We start from the raw sequence: 2,911 nt of genomic DNA on the forward strand, positions 1-2,911 counted from the left end.
CCCTCGCCGGTGTTGGTGACGGTGCCGGCCAGGCCGAGTTCACCGGCCAGCGTGTGGACGAACGGGCGGAAGCCGACCCCCTGCACCAGGCCGCGGACGGCGACCCGCCGCCGCTCGCGGTCGAGCCCGGGGTGACCGGCCGTCACGCGCGCTCCCCCACGGCGGAGCGGCCGTGGTGGTGCCCGTGGTCGTGATCGTGATCGTGATCGTGCCCGTCCCCGCGCTCATCCCCGTCGTCGTGCGCGTGCCCGTGGTCGTGCGCGTGCCCGTGGTCGTGCGGCGCCGCCGACATCACCGGCCGGTGCGGCTCGGCCCCCTCCAGCACGGCCAGCGCCCGGTCCAGCAGCGCCCCGACGCCCTCGCCCGTCCGGGCGGAGGTGTTCAGCACCGTCACCCCGGGGTTGACCCGCTGGACGTTGGCCAGGAACGCCGCCTCGTCGAACTCGGCCGCCGCGGCGAGGTCCGTCTTGGTCACCAGCACCAGGTTGGCCAGCCCGAAGGCCGTCGGGTACTTGAGCGGCTTGTCCTCGCCCTCGGTCACCGAGGCCAGCACCACCCTCAGCGTCTCGCCGAGGTCGTAGGAGGCCGGGCAGACCAGGTTGCCGACGTTCTCCACGAACAGCAGCCGGCACTCGGCCGGCAGCCAGCCGTCCAGGTGCCCGGCGAGCATCCGCGCCTCCAGGTGGCAGAGCCCGTCGGTGAGCACCTGCTTCACCGGGGCGCCCGAGCGGGCCAGCCGGCGGGCGTCGTTCTCGGTGGCGAGGTCGGCGGTCAGCGCGGCGACCTCCACCCCGCGCCGCCGGGCCAGCCCCAGCTCGGCCTCCAGCAGCGCGGTCTTTCCGCTGCCGGGGCTGGACAGCAGGTTCACCGCGACCGTCCCCCGCGCCTCCAGCGCCTCCCGCAGCCGGCGGGCGCTGTCGTCGTTGCGGGCGAGGACCGCCTGACGGAGGTCGACCGTGCGGCACATCGGCATCAGCCTTTCTGTTCGGCCCGGACGTCCCGGACCTCGGCCCGGACGTCCCGGGCTTCGGCCCACTGGACGTCGAGGATCTGCAGTTCTCGGCCGGACAGCAGCTCGACGCCGCCACCGCCGGAGCAGCTCGGGCAGCCGAGGTCCGGCGGCATGCCGACCGCCCACTCGACCGCGCAGGGGGTGCAGCGGGCCCGGGCCGCGACGGATTCGGTGTCCAGCACGGCGCCCGCCACCAACGTTCCGGTGCAGGCGAGTTCGAAGCAGAAGTCGAGGGCCTCGGGCACCACGCCGGCCAGCTCCCCGACCCGCAGACGCACCCGCGCCACCCCGGGGGCCCCGTGTTCGCGCGCGGCCGTGTCCACCTGCTCGACGACGGCTTCGGCGATCGACATCTCGTGCATGGGTCCCTTCTCGGAGCGGGCGGCAACGCGCCCCATTACAGGGCGCGGTGGCGGCGTCGGCCCGCAGCCGCGCCGCCACCGCACGCGGGGCTGCGCCGTTCGCAGCAATCCGCTCCCCACCTCGGATCACATCCGGTCACATCGGCTCACACGGCTCACACGGCTCACATCCGGGAGATGTGCAGGTACCGCTTGATGTCCGGCAGGCTCTGCCAGACCAGTGCGCCGATTGCCGCCAGCAGGGCGACGCAGAACAGTTTCCTCAGCATGGTGTTGTCTCCTTCTCCGGCTGCGCGGCCTCGTCCACGACCCGCAGGACCACTCGGACCGCCTCCTCCACGGCGGCGGCGACGGGCTCGCTCAGCCCGATGCCCTCCTCCAGCGACGCCGGCTCGCAGCCGACCACCAGCACCCGTTCCGGCGGCTCGCCGCCGGTGCCGGCGGCGAGCGTGGCCAGCAGCGCCAGTACGGCGTCCGGCCCCATCCGGTGCCCGTCCAGGACCGGCACCTCCAGCGGCTCTCCGGTGTCCGCCTCGATCAGGTAGACGGTGCCGGGCGCCCCGCCCCGGCAGGTGGCGTCCACCAGGACGGCGGTGCGGTAGCCGTCGAGCAGCCGGTAGGCGAGGTCCACGCCGCGCACGCCGACGTCGGCCAGCTCGACGCCGGCCGGCAGCGGGTGGGCGGACAGCCGCCGGACGGTCTCGACCCCGAAGCCGTCGTCGCCGAGGAAGATGTTGCCCACCCCGGCGACCAGCACCGTCGAGCCCGTCGTCACGATCCCTCCAGCGGTGTGACCTCGTCGGGCTGGAAGTAGCGGAACCGCCCCTGGGCCCGCCACAGGTCGGCGCCCGGGTCGTCCTCCACGGTGACGGCCAGGTGCACCGATCCGTCCAGGTCGTGCAGCACCGCCTCCACGACGCCGGTCCGCCCGTCCAGGAAGAGGTCCTGGGCGTCGGTGCGCCGCCGGCCGGGCCGCAGCAGGACCCGGCTGCCGGCGCCGACCTCGTGGCCGTCGACCAGCACCCGGTCCCGCTCGGGGTCGACCGCCGGGTCGTCGCCCGGGTCCCACCAGGGCTGTTCGCCGCCGTCGACGGCGCCGCCGCCGGTGACCTCGCGCAGCCCGCGGACGGCCCCGTGCAGCCGCTCCAGCACCTCGGGGGGCATGGACTCGGCCAGGTCGATCACCGCGCCGGCCCGCTCGTCGGTGCCGCGGGCCTCCCGCTTCTCCTCCTCGGTCAGGGCGGCCGTCCGCAGCGCCAGGATCTCGTCGATCTCGGTGGCGTCGTACAGCGTGCCGAGGCTCTCCGGGGCGATCCGCGGGTGGTCCTCCAGGATGATCGGCGAGGACAGCACCACCGAGCGGTCGCCGTCCGGCCCGGCCAGCACCGGCCAGGTGCGCTCGTTGCGGCACCGCTCGACGGCCGGGCGGGCCCACTCGGGCGGGTCGGTGACGGACAGGAAGCGTCCGTGCTCCAGCCCGAGCAGCAGGTGGGCGGCACCGGCGTGGACCGCACCGTCGGCGACCAGCTGCGCCGAC

5 protein-coding genes and 1 pseudogene are annotated in these 2,911 nt (G+C 75.1%); all 6 read right to left on the reverse strand.

Annotated features, from left to right (window positions below):
- Positions 1 to 146, reverse strand: a 146-nt coding sequence (locus ACIQOV_RS35440; protein ID WP_401054945.1) for an acylphosphatase, incomplete at its 3' end; no start/stop codon positions are given.
- Complete coding sequence (gene hypB / locus ACIQOV_RS35445; RefSeq protein ID WP_401054943.1) at positions 143 to 967, reverse strand: hydrogenase nickel incorporation protein HypB; 825 nt, start codon at positions 965 to 967, stop codon at positions 143 to 145. The genes ACIQOV_RS35440 and hypB, both read right to left, overlap by 4 nt.
- 5 nt (positions 968 to 972) lie before the next feature.
- Positions 973 to 1,374, reverse strand: coding sequence for a hydrogenase maturation nickel metallochaperone HypA (locus ACIQOV_RS35450; protein ID WP_380542572.1), 402 nt, complete (start codon positions 1,372 to 1,374; stop codon positions 973 to 975).
- A gap of 164 nt (positions 1,375 to 1,538) precedes the next feature.
- The gene (locus ACIQOV_RS35455) at positions 1,539 to 1,643 is read right to left on the reverse strand and encodes a DUF6893 family small protein (RefSeq protein WP_380630694.1); all 105 of its coding nucleotides are present in this window, start codon (positions 1,641 to 1,643) and stop codon (positions 1,539 to 1,541) included.
- Positions 1,637 to 2,149, reverse strand: a complete 513-nt coding sequence (locus tag ACIQOV_RS35460) for a hydrogenase maturation protease (protein WP_401054944.1) — start codon at positions 2,147 to 2,149, stop codon at positions 1,637 to 1,639. The genes ACIQOV_RS35455 and ACIQOV_RS35460 overlap by 7 nt, the downstream gene beginning before the upstream one ends.
- Positions 2,146 to 2,911, reverse strand: a pseudogene (locus ACIQOV_RS35465) (hypothetical protein); the annotation flags it as partial. The pseudogene ACIQOV_RS35465 and the gene ACIQOV_RS35460, both read right to left, overlap by 4 nt.

Origin of the sequence: Kitasatospora sp. NPDC091257 (assembly GCF_044757675.1) — a bacterium.
Lineage (GTDB): Bacteria > Actinomycetota > Actinomycetes > Streptomycetales > Streptomycetaceae > Kitasatospora > Kitasatospora lactacystinica.

What these genes read in the sequence shown, in the direction of transcription:
- hypB (WP_401054943.1), bottom strand. Translation starts at nt 967, where the DNA reads ATGTGCCGCACGGTCGACCTCCGTCAGGCGGTCCTCGCCCGCAACGAC.
- ACIQOV_RS35450 (WP_380542572.1), bottom strand. Translation starts at nt 1,374, where the DNA reads ATGCACGAGATGTCGATCGCCGAAGCCGTCGTCGAGCAGGTGGACACG.
- ACIQOV_RS35455 (WP_380630694.1), bottom strand. Translation starts at nt 1,643, where the DNA reads ATGCTGAGGAAACTGTTCTGCGTCGCCCTGCTGGCGGCAATCGGCGCA.